This window comes from Lacticaseibacillus zeae subsp. silagei (assembly GCF_030770335.1).
In the GTDB taxonomy this organism is placed as follows: Bacteria; Bacillota; Bacilli; order Lactobacillales; family Lactobacillaceae; genus Lacticaseibacillus; species Lacticaseibacillus zeae.
This window is the reverse complement of the sequence record NZ_CP132484.1, coordinates 1,111,757-1,128,345: the sequence shown is the minus strand read 5'-3', so window position 1 is coordinate 1,128,345 and position 16,589 is coordinate 1,111,757. Positions and strand designations below refer to the sequence as shown.

The window sequence follows — 16,589 nt, the reverse complement described above, 5'->3', positions numbered from 1 at the left end:
GTATGACAAAAACTAATTTTCCAGAAGGCTTCCTATGGGGCGGTGCGACAGCCGCCAACCAACTAGAGGGTGCCTACGATGTGGAAGGCAAAGGCCTTTCAACCAGCGATTTACTTTTAGGCGGCAGCGTCAACGTGCCGCGCAAAATCACCCGCACCGTCGACCCAGAAGCATTTTATCCAAGTCATGACGCGATCGACCACTTTCATCGGTTTAAAGAAGATATCGCGTTGTTTGCAGAAATGGGTTTCAAGGTCTATCGATTCTCGATTGCCTGGACCCGCATTTTCCCGACTGGATTGGAAACCAAGCCTAACGAAGCCGGCTTAGCCTTTTATGATCAGCTAATCGCCGAGCTTAAACGGCATGATATCGAACCATTAGTTACGATTTCGCATTTTGAATCGCCAATTGGTCTAACCAAAGCCTTCAACGCCTGGGCTTCGCGTGACATGATTGCCGCGTATACCCGTTTTGCTGAAACCATCATCACCCGCTACCATCACGATGTTCGTTACTGGTTGACTTTTAATGAAATCAACATGCTCACCCGACCAATGGGTGCTTACCTGGCTGGCGGCATGTACGTTGACGACTCGGACCGATTCATCAGTCCCGATACCGACTCCGAGCAGTTGCGCTTGCAGGCGCTCCACCACCAGTTTGTCGCTAGCGCCTTGGTGACCAAATTCGCCCACGAGCTGGATCCGCAGCTTCAAATCGGTTGTATGCTTGCGTACCGAATGCTGTATCCGTACACCAGCCATCCGGATGACATCGCCATGGTTCAACGCGCTACCGAATTCAACAATTTTTATTGTGGCGATGTCCAAGTTAAAGGCCACTACCCTTATTTCGCCCGCCGCTACTGGCGCGATCATTATCTTCATATCGACATGGCACCGGAAGATGCAGCCACGCTTGCTGCAGGAACGGTTGATTTTTATACCTTCTCCTATTACCAATCCAGCACCATGACCTGCACAGGTGAAGGCGAAAAAACCGGCGGCAACTTCTTCAGCGGCGTCAAGAACCCTTATCTGGAACGCAGCGAATGGGGCTGGGAAATTGATCCCCGCGGCCTCAGAACCGCACTCAATCAAATCTATGACCGCTATCAAGTGCCGTTAATGGTCGTCGAAAATGGCTTTGGCACCCGCGATCAACTCATTGAACAAAATGGTGTCAAAACCGTCAATGACGATGCTAGAATCGCCTATCTTAAAGCGCACATTCAGGCGATGGGAGCTGCGATTAAGGATGGCGTTGATCTTGTTGGCTATACGTCATGGGCACCGATTGACGTGATCTCAGCCAGCACTGGTGAAATGGCCAAGCGGTACGGCTATATCTATGTTGACAAACATGATGACGGTACCGGGACTTTAGCTAGGTACCGTAAGAAGTCGTTTTATTGGTATCAGCAAGTGATTCAGCATAATGGGCTTGGGTGAATTTTAAGATGACCAAAAACCACCTGTAGAGGGCTTGAAGCCTTGCAGGTGGTTTTTTATATATCAAAATATTCAGTAACTTATTCGGCAGCTAACCACGTAAGCAAAAGCGAGTTTGGCTTGTGAGCTGTCTAAATAGCCGACGAATGACCGTTTTGGCGCCGATATGCAGCCGACATGCAATGGTCACAGCATCAAAAAAATACGGATAGATCATCAAATGACCTACCCGTATTTCTTAACAACAATGAGAGTTCGAAACCCTGGCCATCTGCAGATTCATTCAAACGTTTTCGTCTGAATGTCTTTCAGATAGCTATCTTGCCCCATCATGCCGTTTCTTCTTCTTCAACGCCATCAATGCCGTGAGGGTCAAGAGCAACATGCCGATTGAGGCGACTGAACTTGAACCTGCATCATCGCTGGTTTGCGGTAATTGCTTATGCATACTTGGGTTATAAGCGCCGGAAACGCTGGTGCTCATACTACCACTTGTGCTTAAGCTGCCAGAAGTTGACGCGTTGGCACTTGAGCTCATACTCTCACTTCCGCTTGCACTCGAACTGTTGGAAGTTGAAGTACCTGAATTCGAGGCACTCGCAGAAGCTGAAGCACTGGAATTAGAAGCACTGGTACTCTGGCTCTCGCTTGCGCTGACACTTTCAGAAGTCGAAGTACTTGCACTCGTTGAACCACTTGTTGACGGCAACTGCCGATGCGACTCAGATTCACTGACGGATGCCGAGACGCTTTGTTCAGCTGACGTCGAGCTTGACTCAGAAGCCGATTGCGATGCAGATACAGACTCTGATGCCGATGCTGAACGTGATGCCGGTGCCGTTGAAATGCTTGTCGAGATTGAAGCACTTTGACTCGTCGAGCTGCTTGTTGAAGCAGATGTCGAAGTTTGCTGTGATTCACTGGTCGAAGTACTTACCGATTCGCTAATCGAATAACTTGTTGACTGTGATGCTGAGTGACTATCCGACTCACTTGCGGATGTTGACTTGGAATCATGAGCCGACTTGCTATTAGATGTTGACTGCGAAGCACTGGTAGACTCCTTGGTTGAATCAGACTGCGAAGTGCTTGTTGAGGCACTTGCAGAAACTGATGCCGAAGTCCGCTGCGATTCGCTGCCAGTTGTCGAATTAGAAGCACTCTTGGATCGACTGTCGGAAGCTGACGTTGATCCGCTGGTTGACACGCTTGCTGATGTTGAAGTTGAAGCAGCTTGCGATTCACTGGTCGAAGCCGATTCAGAATAGCTCGTTGAAGCACTGGCAGATGCCGTTGCACTATTTTCAGCAGATTCGCTTGCCGAAGTAGATGCAGAATGCTCTTGCGATTCACTGGTCGAGGTCGATACGGAAGCACTTGTCGACTTGGAAGGATTCGGCAGACTCGAAGCAGACTCAGACTTGCTTGTTGAAGTTGAAGTCGATGCCTCCTTTGAGCTGCTGGTCGATTCGCTTGCCGAACGGCTGCTGGATTCACTTGCGGATGTCGATTCCGACTCAGTTGTAGACTGATCATGCGCAGCGGATGTCGAAGCACTCGCCGATGCACTGGTCGACTCAGAAGCACTCGTGCTGGTTGAATCACTGGCTGAAATCGACTCAGCATCTCGTGCAGATGCACTGATCGATGTAGAAGCCGATGCACTGGTCGATTCACTAGTGGAGGTTGACGTGCTAACACTGCTTGACTCGTGACTGGATTCAGATTGTGAATCCCGTTGTGACTCACTTATCGAGGCTGATGTTGAAGCACGCTTTGAATCACTCGTGGAAGTCGATGCCGATGCTTGCTTGGATAGACTAGCAGACTGTGAGGCTGATGACTGCGAAGCAATTTGATCAGAAGTCGATGCCGAAGCACTCGTTGATTCACTTGCTGAAGTGGATGCCGACGTGCTAGTTGACGTATACGACGACTCAGAGGTTGACGCATTCGTCGAGGCACTGACCGACAAGCTCTCGGAAGCACTGGTCGAAGTACTCTCAGAAGTACTCTGAGAAAGACTTTCTGATGCTGATGTCGAAGCCGCATTTTGAGCAGATTCACTGGTCGATGCGGATGTCGAAGCACTAACCGAAGCACTGGTCATGGCCGATCCAGACTGGCTATCCGAAGTCGATGCGGATTCAGACTTAATGGTGCTGGTTGAAGCACTGTCAGAACTCGATTGTGAAGCCTGTCTGGATTCACTTGTCGAAGTCGATGCCGACTTAACCGTTGAATCACTGGCCGAAGTCGATGCAGAAGCCTGTTGCGAATCACTCATGGAAACAGATGCTGAGTCTTCTGCTGATTGACTTGCAGAAGTCGAAGCAGAATCGCTTGTCGATACGCTCGCTGATGCCGAGGTAGCATCTCGTTGCGATTCACTAATCGAACCGGATGTCGAGAAGCTGGTCGATTCACTCGTCGATTGTGACGTACTCGTGCTCTTCGACGTACTTGCTGAAACAGATTCAGACGTACGTTTGGAAGCACTGGTTGACGTCGAGGTTGAAGCACTGGTTGACTTCTCAGGATCCGTCGAACCTGAATTCGAAGTCGACTCGCTTTGCGATGTCGAGATCGAGATTGAGGCGCTACCGGACAGACTAGTCGATGTTGACGTTGACTGGCTCTCCGATTGACTGGCCGATGCAGAAGCTGCACCAGTCTTTGATCCTGCCTCTGAACTAGACTGAGAAGCACTCGCGGACTCACTTGTGGAGGTTGACTGGCTGTCGCTTTCCGACCCGCTTACAGATGCGGATGTTGAATGACGCCCAGATTCACTCGTTGAAGTGGATGCCGATGCATGCTGAGATTCACTTGTTGATGTTGACACGCTTGTGCTGGTCGAGTTCTTCGAAGAATCAGATTGTGAAGCCTGATCCGATGCGCTTGTCGAGGCTGAGGTCGAAGCACTTGTTGAAATGCTTGCCTGTCCAGACTCTGACTGACGCTTGGAGGTGCTTGCCGATGCAGAACCCGACGTACTCAATGACTGACTCATCGAAGTGGACGTTGAAGCCTGTTGCGATCTGCTTGTAGATTCTGATTCAGATTGATGAGTCGATTCATATTGTGAACGACTGGTTGAATCTGAATTCGAAACACTGGCTGATGCTGAGGTTGAAGCGCTCTTCGATTTGCTTGTCGAAGTACTGATGGATTCACTTGTGGAATCGGAATGAGAAAGCGAACTCTGATCAGATTGACTTGTCGAAGCAGATGTCGAGGCACTTACCGATGCGCTGTCATCCTTTGATTCAGAACGACTGGTTGATGTCGAAACAGATTCTGACGTTGATGTACTGGTTGAAGCACTGTCAGAACTTGACTGTGAAGCATGCCGCGATTCGCTCGTTGAAGTTGAAGCCGATTTAGTTGTTGACTGACTTGCGGAGGCAGACGCTGATGCATGCTCGGACTCACTTGTTGAAGTTGAAGCCGAAGCACTCGTTGACTCTGTCGTTGAAGTCGATGTCGAACTGCTAATGGATAAACTTGCTGAGGTAGATGCAGATGCCTCCTTCGATTCACTGGTAGATGTCGACTTCTCTGCACTATTCGATGCACTCGCAGAATCAGATGTTGAAACGCTAGTCGAATCACTGGCTGATGCCGAAGCAGAACCATGTTGTGACTCACTTGTCGAAACGGACTCAGAGAAGCTGGTTGATCCGCTCGTTGAAGTTGATGCGCTCATACTCTCGGACGTGCTTGCGGAAGTTGATGCAGAGGTACGTTGAGATTCACTTGTGGAAGTGGATTCCGATGCACTGGCTGACTGGCTAGGATTAGAGGAGTCAGACGTTGACTGCTTGGAACTTTGCGAAACCGAAATCGATGCACTGATGGATTCACTTGTTGATGTTGAAGTCGACTGGCTAGTTGAGGTGCTTGCTGATGTCGACTCAGATTCAGTCTTAGAACCTTGATCAGATGTCGATGTCGATGCCCGCTTGGACTCGCTAATCGACTGCGATGCGCTCTGACTCTGCGATTGACTGCTTGAATCAGACTTAGAAGTCTTCTCTGACTGACTCGTCGAAGTGGAAGTCGAAACACTGATCGAGACGCTGGTTGAAGCAGAATCACTATTGTGTCTGGATTCACTCGCTGAAGTGGAAGCAGATCCATTAGCGGATTCGCTTGTCGAAGTGGAGTTCGAAGCACTTTGCGATTCACTAGTGGATTGCGAGGCGCTATTACTGTTCGAATCATGTGAAGACTTGGATTCAGAATTATGCTCAGATTCACTTGTTGAAGTGGACGTTGATGCACTGTCTGAATCATGGTGATCCTGAGACTCGGACTGCTGCTTGGATTCACTGACGGATGCTGACTTCGAAGTACTTAGTGATTGACTGGTTGAGCCAGACATTGAAGCACTCTGCGATTCATGAGTTGAGTCAGATGCCGATTGACGCTTAGATTCAGACGTCGACTGGCTCTTAGAAGAACTCGTGGAAGTTGAAGCAGATTCACTAGTAGATGTGCTGGTTGAATCAGACTTCGAGGCACTTACCGATTCAGAACCAGAGTTGCGCTTGGATTCACTTCTTGATGTCGAAGTGGAAGCACTCTTTGATTCCTCATGAGATGTCGAAGTTGAATCAGATCGTGATGTGCTTGCAGACTCAGATTCAGAACCACGCTTAGACTCACTGTTCGAATCAGATTCAGAGGCACGCTTGGATTCACTGGTTGAAGTCGAAGCGGATTGACTAGCAGAAGTGCTGGTCGATTCAGATTGACTTGAATCACTGCCACTTGCCATTGACTTGCTCGTGGAAATAGAAGCCGAATCACTTGCCGATGCACTTGCCGACTGACGATCAGAAACACTGGTCGAGCCAGATTGTGACGCCTGCTGCGATTCACTCGTTGAGGTGCTGGTCGAATCCTTGTCGGAAGCACTCGCCGATGACGATGCTGACGTACTCTCCGATTGACTTGTGGATACCGACTTCGAAGCACTATTCGACTCGCTTAACGATGTAGAAGCAGAACCACTGGTAGATGCACTTGCAGAAGTTGATGCAGAGGCATCTTTAGAGGTGCTGTTCGGGGTCGACTCACTTGCTGACGTCGAAGCCGATTGACTTGTTGATACACTTACCGAAACAGATGTCGATGCGCGGTCAGAGTCACTGATCGAAGCAGATGTGGAAGCACTCATCGACTCGCTGGTAATTGATGAACCAGAGCTGCTCTTAGATTTAGAAGCAGAATTCGATTGCGATTCGTGCTGCGACTCACTCTTAGAAACGGATTGAGATTCGCTAATTGAATGACTCGTAGATGTTGAAACTGAACCGCTATCCGATTTACTTGCTGACTCGGAGCTTGATTGGGTTGCCGACTTGGACTTCGAAATTGACTCAGACCGACTACCGGAGACAGATTCGGACTTGCTCTCAGAGGACTGACTCTGTGAGGTCGATTCGGATTGACTCTTGGAAATTGAATCTGACTGGCTTGTGGAGGTCCGCTTGGATTCACTGTAAGACTTCGAGGTTGAATCTGAGTGCGAGGTACTTACCGAATTCGATTCAGAGTGACGCGTTGAGGTACTGTCTGACTCGGATGCGGAAGCACTGGTCGATTCACGCTTAGAGGTCGATGTGGAATCCGACTTCGAGGCGCTCGTTGACGCTGACTCAGAATTTTGCTTCGATTCACTGGTCGAATCTGACTTCGAATGCTTATCTGCTTCACTATCAGAAGTTGAAGCAGACTGGCTGGTCGAGGTGCTTACTGATGTCGACTGACTAGCGTTACTTTCACTGCCGGCGCCCTTGCTTTCCGAAATCGAGGCTGAGTCGCTAGCCGAATCGGACTTGGATGCCCGATCAGACTGACTCGTGGAAGCTGACTTGGAAGTATTCGTTGAATCACTTGCCGATACTGATGCCGACTGCCGTTCGGAATCACTTATTGAAGCCGATTGTGAATCACGCTCAGAAGCACTGGTGGAAGCTGCTTTCGAATCCTGACTTGACTCACTTGCTGATTGCGACTCTGAAGTGCTGGTTGAAGTACTCAAGGAACCTGAAGTCGAAGCGTGATCAGAGGTACTGGTCGAAGCTGACTTCGAGCTACTGTCAGACAAGCTGGCCGAAGCTGATTGTGAACGTTCCTTAGAGATGCTCTCTGAGCCTTGATTTGAACGACTGGTTGATTCGCTTTGCGACATCGAAACTGACTTACTTGTCGAATCACTTGCCGACGTTGAAACCGAAGCTGCGCCAGTTGTGCTCTTGGAAGCCGATGTCGAGGCACTTACCGATTCACTGGCATGTGCCGAAGCACTGGTAGAGATCGATTCAGACGTTGAATCAGAAGCTGAACCATTTTCTGACTTGTGCTTAGAAGTCGATTGCGACTCACTCTTGGATTGACTAGTGGATGTTGAAGTCGACTGACTGCCTGACTTGCTTGCCGAATCAGAACTTGAATGAATTTCCGACTTGGATTTCGAAGTTGATTCGGAGTGGCTTGTCGAAGTTGAACCTGACTGACTGGTCGACGTCCGATTGGATTCGCTGTAAGACTTCGAGGTTGAATCAGATCGTGATGTGCTTACCGAATTCGATTCAGAATGATGTGTTGACGTACTGTCCGACTCGGATACTGAAGCACTGGTCGATTCGCGTTTAGAAGTTGATGTGGAATCCGACTTCGAAGTGCTCGTGGAAACTGACTCAGAGTTCTGCTTCGATTCGCTCTTTGAAGCGGACGTTGAAGCTTGCTTTGATTCACTCGTTGAAGTCGACGTTGATTGACTAGCCGATGTGCTGGTCGATTCAGATTGACTCGAATCACTGCCGCTCTCCATTGACCGACTGGTTGACTTCGAAGCCGAGGTGCTGGCGGAATCAGACTTGGAAGCCTGATCGGAACGGCTAGTTGAATCTGACTTGGAAGTGCTGGTCGAGTCTTTAGCTGAGGCAGAATCTGAATTGCGCTCAGAGTCACTTGTCGAAGCCGACTGTGATGTCCGCGCTGATTCACTGGTGGAAGCACTTTGTGAGTCATGCTTGGAATCACTCGCTGAGTTCGAAACAGAAGTGCTCTCCGAATGACTCATTGATGTGGATGCGGAAGCATGATCCGAAGCACTGGTGGAAGCTGAATCGGACGTGCTGGTCGATAGACTTGCCGAAGTGGACTCGGAAGTATCCTTGCTGGTGCTGCCGGAGCCTTCCTTCGACCGACTCGTTGACTCACTGGTCGACTGCGATTGCGACTTACTCGTGGACGCCGAAGCTGAGGCTGAAGTTGAAGCCTGTTCAGACTCGCTAGTCGATGTTGAATTCGATTCACTGACAGAAGCACTCGCGTTGTTAGAAGTCGACTGCTTTTCAGAAGTTGAAGTTGACGTCGATACCGAGTTTTGCTTGGAATGGCTGTTCGAAGCCGATTGTGATTCACTCATCGACTGACTGGTAGAAGTCGAAACAGATTGACTGGTCGACTTACTTGCTGATTCAGAACTTGACTGAGTCGCTGACTTGGACTTCGAAGTTGATTCAGACTGACTGCCGGAGACGGATTCAGACTTGCTCTCAGAAGCTTGGCTTTGTGAGGTTGATTCAGATTGACTCTTGGAAGTTGAATCCGACTGGCTTGTGGAAGTCTGCTTGGATTCACTGTGTGACTTCGAGGTTGAATCCGAGTGCGATGTGCTTACCGAATTCGATTCAGAGTGACGCGTTGACGTACTGTCTGATTCGGACGCGGAAGCACTGGTCGACTCGCGCTTAGAAGTTGATGTGGAATCCGACTTCGAGGTGCTTGTTGAAGCCGACGTTGACGCCTGCTCCGATTCGCTAGTGGATGTCGACTTAGAGTTCTTGTTCTCTTCACTGTCTGAAGTTGAAGCAGATTGGCTGGTCGAGGTGCTTACCGATGTGGATTGACTAGCAGTACTTTCACTGCCAGCACCCTTGCTCTCCGAAGTCGAAGTTGAATCGCTTGCCGAATCGGACTTAGAAGCCCGATCAGACTGGCTCGTTGATGCTGACTTCGATGCACTCGTGGAATCGTTAGTCGATGTGGAAGCAGAATTGCGTTTGGAATCACTCGTTGAAGCTGATTGCGAATCACGTTCAGAAGCACTAGTGGAAGCTGCTTTTGAATCCTGACTTGATTCACTGGCTGATTGCGATTCAGAAGTGCTGGTTGAAGTACTAAAGGAACCTGAAGTCGAAGCATGATCAGACGTGCTGGTCGAAGCTGACTTGGAGCTACTGTCAGATAGGCTGGCTGAAGCTGATTGTGAGCGTTCCTTAGAGATGCTTTCTGAACTTTGATTTGAGCGACTAGTCGATTCGCTCCGTGAGTTTGAAATTGACTTGCTTGTTGAATCACTCGCCGACGTTGATGCCGAAGCTGCGCCAGTTGTGCTCTTGGAAGCCGATGTCGAAGCACTTACCGATTCACTGGTATGTGCCGAGGCACTGGTAGAAATTGATTCCGAAACTGAATCGGAAGCCGAGCCATTATCTGACTTGTGCTTAGAAGTTGATTGTGACTCGCTCTTGGACTGACTAGTTGATGTCGAAGTCGACTGACTAGCTGACTTGCTTGCCGAGTCAGAACTTGAATGAATTTCCGACTTGGACTTCGAAGTTGATTCTGAGTGACTGGTCGAAGTAGAGCCTGATTGACTCGTTGAAGTCTGATTAGACTCGCTGTAAGACTTCGAGGTTGAGTCAGACTGCGATGTGCTTACCGAATTCGATTCAGAGTGACGTGTTGACGTACTGTCTGATTCGGACGCGGAAGCACTGGTCGATTCACGCTTAGAAGTTGATGTGGAATCCGATTTCGAGGTGCTTGTTGAAGCTGACGTTGAAGCCTGCTTCGATTCACTAGTAGATGTCGACTTGGAGTTTTTATTTTCTTCACTGTCTGAAGTTGAAGCTGATTGACTGGTCGAAGTGCTTACCGATGTGGATTGACTAGCCGTGCTTTCACTGCCAGCACCCTTGCTTTCGGAAGTCGAGGTTGAATCGCTGGCCGAATCAGACTTAGATGCGCGATCTGACTGGCTCGTTGACGCTGACTTGGAAGCATTCGTTGAATCACTTGCCGATACTGATGCCGAATTGCGTTCGGAATCACTCGTCGAAGCCGAGTGTGATGTCCGCGCTGATTCGCTGGTCGAAGCACTTTGTGAGTCATGCTTGGAAGCACTCGCTGAGTTCGAAGCGGAAGTGCTCTCCGAAATGCTCATCGATGTGGATGCCGAAGCATGATCTGAAGCACTAGTGGAAGCTGAATCAGAGGTGCTGGTTGACAGACTTGCCGAAGTGGATTCAGAAGTATCCTTGCTGGTACTCCCAGAGCCCTCCTTTGACCGACTGGTTGATTCACTGGTTGAATCTGACTGCGACTTGCTCATCGAGGTTGAAGCTGATGCGGAAGTTGACGCCTGTTCGGACTCGCTCGTCGAAGTCGAGTTCGATTCGCTGACTGAAGCGCTCTGATTGTCAGAAGTTGACTGCTCTTCAGATGCTGAATTCGAAGCCGATACCGAGTTTTGCTTGGAGCTACTATTCCAGCTCGACTTTGATTCACTGATAGACTGACTGGTCGAAGTCGAAGTAGATTGATTGTTCGACTTACTTGCCGAATCAGAGCTTGAGTGAATCTCTGACTTGGACTTCGAAGTTGATTCGGAGTGGCTCGTCGAGGTTGAACCGGACTGACTGGTAGACGTCTGCTTAGACTCACTGTACGACTTCGAGGTTGAATCAGACTGCGATGTGCTTACCGAATTCGATTCAGAATGACGCGTTGACGTGCTATCTGATTCGGATGTTGAAGCACTGGTCGATTCACGCTTAGAAGTTGATGTGGAATCCGATTTCGAGGTGCTTGTTGAAGCTGACGTTGAAGCCTGCTTCGATTCACTAGTAGATGTCGACTTGGAGTTTTTATTTTCTTCACTGTCTGAAGTTGAAGCTGATTGACTGGTCGAAGTGCTTACCGATGTGGATTGACTAGCCGTGCTTTCACTGCCAGCACCCTTGCTTTCGGAAGTCGAGGTCGAGTCGCTAGCTGAATCGGACTTGGATGCCCGATCAGACTGGCTGGTTGAAGCTGACTTCGATGCACTGGTGGAGTTATTAGCCGATGCGGAAGCCGAATTGCGTTCGGAATCACTCGTCGAAGCCGAGTGTGATGTCCGCGCTGATTCGCTGGTCGAAGCACTTTGTGAGTCATGCTTGGAAGCACTCGCTGAGTTCGAAGCAGAAGTACTCTCTGAAACACTCATTGAAGTGGATGCCGAAGCATGGTCTGAAGCACTGGTGGAAGCTGAATCGGACGTGCTGGTCGACAGACTTGCCGAAGTGGACTCGGAAGTATCCTTGCTGGTGCTGCCGGAGCCTTCCTTTGACCGACTCGTTGATTCACTGGTCGACTGTGACTGTGATTTACTTGTCGATGCTGAAGCTGAGGCTGAAGTTGACGCCTGTTCGGACTCGCTAGTCGATGTTGAATTCGATTCACTGACTGAGGCGTTGTCGTCATCAGAACTCGACTGTTTTTCAGAAGCAGAAGTCGAAGCAGATACCGAGTTTTGCTTGGAGTCACTGTTCGAAGTCGACTGTGATTCACTCGCCGACTGGCTGGTAGAAGTCGAAGCAGATTGATTGTCTGACTTGCTTGCCGAATCAGAGCTTGAGTGAATCTCTGACTTGGACTTCGAAGTCGATTCGGAGTAACTCGTTGAGGTTGAATCTGATTGACTCGTTGAAGTCTGATTGGATTCACTATACGACTTCGAGGTGGAATCCGATTGCGATGTGCTTACTGAATTCGATTCGGAGTGACGTGTTGACGTACTGTCTGATTCAGATGTTGAAGCACTGGTCGATTCGCGCTTAGAAGTTGATGTGGAATCCGACTTCGAAGTGCTGGTCGAAACTGATTCAGAATTCTGCTCGGAAACACTCTTAGAAGTAGAGGTTGAGGCTTGCTTCGATTCACTCGTTGAAGTCGAGGTTGATTGACTAGCAGAAGTGCTGGTCGATTCAGAAGCACTGGCGTTACTGCCACTTTCCATTGACCGGCTGGTTGACTTCGAAGCTGACGTACTTGCCGAATCGGACTGAGATGCCCGATCAGACTGGCTGGTTGAATCTGACTTCGATGCACTGGTCGAATCATTGGCCGATGCAGAGGCTGAATTACGTTCTGAATCACTCGTGGAAGCTGACTGTGATGTCCGCGCTGATTCACTGGTCGAAGCACTTTGTGAGTCATGCTTGGAGGCACTCGCCGACTGTGATGTTGACGTGCTCCCCGAAATACTCAGTGATGTGGATGTTGAAGCATGATCCGAAGCACTGGTGGAAGCTGAATCAGAGGTGCTGGTTGACAGACTTGCCGAAATGGATTCAGAAGTATCCTTGCTCGTGCTGCCAGAGCCTTCTTTTGACCGACTGGTTGATTCACTCGTTGACTGTGACTGCGACTTACTCGTGGACGCCGAAACTGATGCCGAGGTTGAAGCCTGTTCGGATTCACTGGTCGATGTTGAATTCGATTCACTGACCGATACGTTCTTATTGTCGGAAGTCGATCGCTCTTCAGATGCCGATGCCGAAGTGGATGTCGAGTTTTGTTCAGAATTGCTCGTTGAACTAGACTGCGACTCACTGGTCGAAGCCTTGGTAGAGGTCGAAGCTGATTGACTTGCTGACTTGCTTGCTGATTCAGAACTCGACTGATTTGCCGATTTCGACGTTGATGTCGATTCAGACTGACTGCCAGAGACGGATTCAGACTTGCTCTCAGAGGCTTGGCTCTGTGAAGTTGATTCAGAATAACTGGTCGATGTCGAGTCGGATTGACTTGTAGAAGTCTGTTTAGATTCGCTATACGACTTCGAGGTTGAATCGGATTGTGACGTGCTTACCGAATTCGACTCAGAATGACGTGTCGATGTACTGTCTGCTTCAGATACGGAGGCACTCGTTGATTCACGATTAGACGTTGACTTTGAATCAGACTTCGATTCGCTCGTTGACGCTGACGCCGAAGCTTGCTTCGATTCGCTCGTTGAAGTTGATTTCGAGTTCTTGTTTTCTTCACTATCTGAAGTTGAAGCTGACTGACTGGTCGAGGTGCTTACTGAAGTCGACTGACTAGCGGTGCTTTCACTGCCAGCACCCTTGCTCTCGGAAGTCGAGGTCGAATCGCTGGCCGAATCAGACTTGGAAGCCCGATCAGACTGGCTCGTTGACGCTGACTTAGAAGCATTCGTTGAATCACTTGCTGATACCGATGCTGAATTGCGTTCGGAATCACTCGTTGAAGCTGAACGTGAATCGCGTTCGGATGCACTGGTGGAAGCTGCTTTCGAATCCTTGCTTGACTCACTAGCCGACTGTGATTCAGAAGAGCTAGTCGAAGCACTCATAGAACCAGAAGTTGAAGCTTGATCAGAGGTACTGGTCGAAGCTGACTTCGAGCTACTGTCAGACAAGCTGGCCGAAGCCGATTGTGAGCGTTCCTTGGAAATACTTTCTGAGTTTTGATTCGAGTGACTGGCCGATTCGCTCTGTGAATTTGAAATTGACTTGCTTGTCGAATTGCTTGCCGACGTTGAAGCTGAAGCTGCGCCAGTTGTGCTCTTGGAAGCCGACGTCGAAGCACTTACCGATTCGCTAGCATGTTCTGATGCGCTAGTAGAAGTCGATTCAGAGGTTGAATCAGAAGCTGAACCGTTCTCTGAAGTCTGCTTAGAGGTTGATTGCGATTCACTCGTTGATTGACTAGTAGATGTCGATGCTGACTGGCTAGCCGACTTACTTGCCGAGTCAGAACTCGACTGGGTTCCTGACTTAGACTTCGAAGTAGAGTCTGAGTGGCTCGTTGAGGTTGAGTCTGATTGACTGGTAGACGTCTGCTTGGATTCACTATTAGATTTCGAAGCTGAATCGGATTGTGATGTGCTTACCGAATTCGATTCAGAGTGACGTGTTGACATACTGTCTGACTCAGATGTCGACGCACTGGTCGATTCGTGCTTCGAACTCGAAGTAGAATTCGACTTCGAGGTGCTTGTTGAAGCCGACGTGGATGCCTGTTTCGATTCACTAGTGGATGTCGACTTGGAGTTCTTGTTTTCTTCACTATCTGAAGTTGAAGCTGATTGACTGGTCGAGGTGCTTACCGAAGTCGACTGACTAGCGGTGCTTTCACTACCAGCACCCTTGCTCTCCGAAGTCGAAGTTGAATCGCTTGCCGAATCGGACTTAGAAGCTCGATCAGACTGACTCGTTGATGCTGACTTCGATGCACTCGTGGAATCGTTAGTCGATGTGGAAGCAGAATTGCGATCAGAGTCACTGGTCGAGGCTGACTGTGAGGTCCGTGCCGATTCACTGGTGGAAGCACTCTGAGAGTCATGCTTGGAAGCACTTGCTGAGTTCGAAGCTGAAGTGCTCTCCGAATTACTCATGGATGTGGATGCTGAAGCATGATCCGAAGCACTCGTGGAAGCTGAATCGGACGTGCTGGTCGACAGACTTGCGGAAGTAGACTCGGAAGTATCTTTGCTGGTGCTGCCAGAGCCTTCCTTCGACCGACTCGTTGATTCGCTTGTCGATTGTGACTGCGACTTGCTCGTTGATGTTGAAGCTGATGTCGAAGTCGAAGCCTGTTCAGACTCGCTGGTCGAAGTTGAATTCGATTCACTGACTGAGGCGTTATTGTCATCAGAAGTCGACTGCTTCTCAGAAGTTGAAGTCGAGGCTGATGCAGAGTTTTGCTCAGAATTGCTCGTCGAACTAGACTGCGACTCGCTGGTCGAAGCCTTCGTTGACGTTGAAGCCGATTGACTTGCTGACTGACTTGCCGAATCGGAGCTTGAGTGAATTTCTGACTTAGACTTCGAAGTCGATTCTGAATAGCTCGTCGAGGTCGAGTCAGATTGACTGGTCGATGTCCGCTTAGATTCACTGTACGACTTCGAGGTGGAATCCGATTGCGATGTGCTTACCGAATTCGATTCGGAATGACGCGTTGACGTGCTATCTGATTCGGATGTTGAAGCACTGGTCGATTCGCGCTTAGAAGTTGATGTGGAATCCGACTTCGACTCACTCGTTGAAACTGACTCAGAAGCCTGCTTCGATTCGCTGGTTGAAGTTGATTTCGAGTTCTTGTCGGCTTCACTATCGGAAGTCGAAGCTGATTGACTAGTCGAAGTGCTTACCGACGTGGACTGACTTGCGGTGCTTTCACTGCCGGCACCCTTGCTTTCAGAAGTCGAGGTCGAGTCGCTAGCCGAATCGGACTTGGATGCCCGATCTGACTGGCTGGTTGACGCTGACTTCGATGCACTGGTCGACTCATTAGCCGATGTGGAAGCTGAATTGCGGTCGGAATCACTGGTCGATGCTGACTGTGACGTACGTGCTGATTCACTGGTGGAAGCACTCTGAGAATCATGCTTGGAAGCACTCGCTGAGTTCGAAGCTGAAGTACTCTCCGAAATACTCATTGATGTGGATGCCGAAGCATGATCTGAGGCACTCGTGGAAGCTGAATCAGAGGTGCTGGTCGATAGACTCGCCGAAGTGGATTCAGAAGTATCCTTGCTGGTGCTGCCAGAGCCTTCTTTTGACCGACTGGTTGATTCACTTGTCGACTGAGACTTTGACTTACTCGTTGATGTCGAAGCCGATGCCGAAGTTGACGCCTGTTCGGACTCGCTAGTCGATGTTGAATTCGATTCACTGACCGAGGCGTTATTGTTATCAGAAGTCGACTGCTTTTCAGAAGTTGAAGTCGATGCCGATGCTGAATTTTGTTCAGAATGGCTCGTCGAACTAGACTGCGACTCACTGGTCGAAGCCTTAGTAGATGTCGAAGCTGATTGACTTGCCGACTTGCTTGCCGAATCAGAGTTTGAATGGATTGCTGACTGGGACTTGGAAGTAGAGTCAGAGTAACTCGAGGAAGTTGATTCTGATTGATGCTTAGAAGTCTGTTTCGATTCGCTCGTTGATTTCGAAGCTGAATCGGATTGTGATGTGCTTACTGAATTCGATTCAGAGTGACGCGTTGATGTACTATCCGCTTCAGATGCAGAAGCACTGGTCGACT

The 16,589-nt window shown here is 49.4% G+C and carries 22 protein-coding genes; 21 read left to right on the top strand and 1 reads right to left on the bottom strand.

The features are described from left to right. Window positions 1–2: 2 nt before the first annotated feature. Window positions 3–1,454, top strand: coding sequence for a glycoside hydrolase family 1 protein (locus tag LACZS1_RS05400; protein ID WP_070651971.1), 1,452 nt, complete (start codon window positions 3–5; stop codon window positions 1,452–1,454). 316 nt (window positions 1,455–1,770) lie between these two features. Here LACZS1_RS05400 and LACZS1_RS05395 read toward each other — a convergent pair whose 3' ends face one another. After that, entirely contained in the window at window positions 1,771–1,938 is a 168-nt protein-coding gene (locus tag LACZS1_RS05395) for an LPXTG cell wall anchor domain-containing protein (RefSeq protein ID WP_172493449.1), read from the bottom strand. Between the two features lie 10 nt (window positions 1,939–1,948). On the opposite strand from LACZS1_RS05395, the gene LACZS1_RS05390 reads away from it, so the two are divergent. The 20 genes from LACZS1_RS05390 (at window position 1,949) to LACZS1_RS05295 (ending at window position 16,363) form a co-directional block, all read left to right on the top strand. Then, entirely contained in the window at window positions 1,949–2,326 is a 378-nt protein-coding gene (locus LACZS1_RS05390) for a hypothetical protein (protein WP_172493447.1), read from the top strand. A 153-nt stretch (window positions 2,327–2,479) separates the two neighbouring features. Continuing rightward, the gene (locus tag LACZS1_RS05385) at window positions 2,480–2,722 is read left to right on the top strand and encodes a hypothetical protein (RefSeq protein ID WP_070651974.1); all 243 of its coding nucleotides are present in this window, start codon (window positions 2,480–2,482) and stop codon (window positions 2,720–2,722) included. Between the two features lie 840 nt (window positions 2,723–3,562). Next, window positions 3,563–3,772: a hypothetical protein gene (locus LACZS1_RS05380; RefSeq protein WP_070651975.1), complete on the top strand. Its 210-nt coding sequence runs from the start codon at window positions 3,563–3,565 to the stop codon at window positions 3,770–3,772. Window positions 3,773–3,901: 129 nt separating this feature from the next. Then, a complete protein-coding gene (locus tag LACZS1_RS05375; protein ID WP_070651976.1) occupies window positions 3,902–4,102 on the top strand; it encodes a hypothetical protein in 201 nt (66 codons plus the stop codon). 849 nt (window positions 4,103–4,951) lie between these two features. Further along, window positions 4,952–5,206 (top strand): hypothetical protein, encoded by a 255-nt coding sequence (locus LACZS1_RS05370; RefSeq protein ID WP_070651977.1) that lies wholly within the window; start codon window positions 4,952–4,954, stop codon window positions 5,204–5,206. A 9-nt stretch (window positions 5,207–5,215) separates the two neighbouring features. Further along, on the top strand, window positions 5,216–5,395 hold the full coding sequence (locus LACZS1_RS05365) for a hypothetical protein (RefSeq protein ID WP_070651978.1): 180 nt from the start codon (window positions 5,216–5,218) through the stop codon (window positions 5,393–5,395). 1,020 nt (window positions 5,396–6,415) lie between these two features. Next, complete coding sequence (locus tag LACZS1_RS05360) at window positions 6,416–6,562, top strand: hypothetical protein (protein WP_197713299.1); 147 nt, start codon at window positions 6,416–6,418, stop codon at window positions 6,560–6,562. Between the two features lie 2,040 nt (window positions 6,563–8,602). After that, entirely contained in the window at window positions 8,603–8,905 is a 303-nt protein-coding gene (locus LACZS1_RS05355; protein ID WP_070651979.1) for a hypothetical protein, read from the top strand. 330 nt (window positions 8,906–9,235) lie between these two features. After that, window positions 9,236–9,382: a hypothetical protein gene (locus LACZS1_RS05350; protein WP_172493439.1), complete on the top strand. Its 147-nt coding sequence runs from the start codon at window positions 9,236–9,238 to the stop codon at window positions 9,380–9,382. 435 nt (window positions 9,383–9,817) lie between these two features. Further along, complete coding sequence (locus LACZS1_RS05345) at window positions 9,818–10,012, top strand: hypothetical protein (protein ID WP_070651980.1); 195 nt, start codon at window positions 9,818–9,820, stop codon at window positions 10,010–10,012. 420 nt (window positions 10,013–10,432) lie between these two features. Beyond that, on the top strand, window positions 10,433–10,723 hold the full coding sequence (locus LACZS1_RS05340) for a hypothetical protein (protein WP_070651981.1): 291 nt from the start codon (window positions 10,433–10,435) through the stop codon (window positions 10,721–10,723). A 12-nt stretch (window positions 10,724–10,735) separates the two neighbouring features. Beyond that, the gene (locus LACZS1_RS05335; protein ID WP_141753075.1) at window positions 10,736–10,954 is read left to right on the top strand and encodes a hypothetical protein; all 219 of its coding nucleotides are present in this window, start codon (window positions 10,736–10,738) and stop codon (window positions 10,952–10,954) included. 315 nt (window positions 10,955–11,269) lie between these two features. After that, on the top strand, window positions 11,270–11,440 hold the full coding sequence (locus LACZS1_RS05330; protein ID WP_172493436.1) for a hypothetical protein: 171 nt from the start codon (window positions 11,270–11,272) through the stop codon (window positions 11,438–11,440). A gap of 36 nt (window positions 11,441–11,476) precedes the next feature. After that, window positions 11,477–12,124 carry a hypothetical protein gene (locus tag LACZS1_RS05325; RefSeq protein ID WP_115656726.1) on the top strand — a complete coding sequence of 216 codons (648 nt, stop codon included), beginning with the start codon at window positions 11,477–11,479 and terminating at the stop codon, window positions 12,122–12,124. A gap of 699 nt (window positions 12,125–12,823) precedes the next feature. Continuing rightward, entirely contained in the window at window positions 12,824–13,168 is a 345-nt protein-coding gene (locus tag LACZS1_RS05320) for a hypothetical protein (protein WP_141753067.1), read from the top strand. A 459-nt stretch (window positions 13,169–13,627) separates the two neighbouring features. Continuing rightward, window positions 13,628–13,918 carry a hypothetical protein gene (locus LACZS1_RS05315; protein ID WP_070651106.1) on the top strand — a complete coding sequence of 97 codons (291 nt, stop codon included), beginning with the start codon at window positions 13,628–13,630 and terminating at the stop codon, window positions 13,916–13,918. Between the two features lie 1,056 nt (window positions 13,919–14,974). Continuing rightward, the gene (locus tag LACZS1_RS05310) at window positions 14,975–15,319 is read left to right on the top strand and encodes a hypothetical protein (protein WP_141753068.1); all 345 of its coding nucleotides are present in this window, start codon (window positions 14,975–14,977) and stop codon (window positions 15,317–15,319) included. 189 nt (window positions 15,320–15,508) lie between these two features. Beyond that, window positions 15,509–15,679 carry a hypothetical protein gene (locus LACZS1_RS05305; RefSeq protein ID WP_168165302.1) on the top strand — a complete coding sequence of 57 codons (171 nt, stop codon included), beginning with the start codon at window positions 15,509–15,511 and terminating at the stop codon, window positions 15,677–15,679. Window positions 15,680–15,715: 36 nt separating this feature from the next. Next, a complete protein-coding gene (locus LACZS1_RS05300; RefSeq protein ID WP_070651115.1) occupies window positions 15,716–15,925 on the top strand; it encodes a hypothetical protein in 210 nt (69 codons plus the stop codon). Between the two features lie 309 nt (window positions 15,926–16,234). Further along, window positions 16,235–16,363 carry a hypothetical protein gene (locus LACZS1_RS05295; RefSeq protein ID WP_269461173.1) on the top strand — a complete coding sequence of 43 codons (129 nt, stop codon included), beginning with the start codon at window positions 16,235–16,237 and terminating at the stop codon, window positions 16,361–16,363. Window positions 16,364–16,589 lie beyond the last annotated feature (226 nt).

Excerpts from the sequence above, each read along its gene's own strand:
- LACZS1_RS05400 (WP_070651971.1), top strand. The coding sequence starts at position 3 with ATGACAAAAACTAATTTTCCAGAAGGCTTCCTATGGGGCGGTGCGACA.
- LACZS1_RS05395 (WP_172493449.1), bottom strand. The coding sequence starts at position 1,938 with ATGAGCACCAGCGTTTCCGGCGCTTATAACCCAAGTATGCATAAGCAA.
- LACZS1_RS05380 (WP_070651975.1), top strand. The coding sequence starts at position 3,563 with ATGGCCGATCCAGACTGGCTATCCGAAGTCGATGCGGATTCAGACTTA.
- LACZS1_RS05370 (WP_070651977.1), top strand. The coding sequence starts at position 4,952 with ATGGATAAACTTGCTGAGGTAGATGCAGATGCCTCCTTCGATTCACTG.